Source organism: Herbidospora sp. RD11066 (assembly GCF_054661255.1).
In genome coordinates this window covers 1-268 of the sequence record NZ_BAAGDO010000173.1, presented here as the reverse complement: position 1 = coordinate 268, position 268 = coordinate 1, and the positions used below count along the sequence as shown (strand labels likewise).

The following is a 268-nucleotide window of genomic DNA, read 5'->3' as shown; positions in this document are numbered from 1 at the left end:
CTCCACCTCCTGAGGCCTTGTCCCATCGGTAGTGAGGTCCACCGTCATTCAAGACGAACTCGCAAGCAGAAACGTCGCCAGACAGATTGACAACGAACAGCGCCGGTGTTCCATCCAATTCTTTGGCGATGTCTCCGGCAGGTGAAAATGGCAAACCTGGTGTCGGGGTCCAGGGTCCAGCCACATCCTGGGTCAAATCCCTGCAGTGCAAGTGGGGCAAAGTCCAGGCACTGCGGTAAAGGAGAATCACATTTTTGCGCTCCAAAAG

1 protein-coding gene is annotated in these 268 nt (G+C 55.2%); it reads right to left on the bottom strand.

The window, feature by feature from the left end:
• Positions 1-196, bottom strand: a 196-nt coding sequence (locus ACYQ78_RS39675) for a hypothetical protein (RefSeq protein ID WP_459806154.1), incomplete at its 3' end; no start/stop codon positions are given.
• Positions 197-268: the final 72 nt, after the last annotated feature.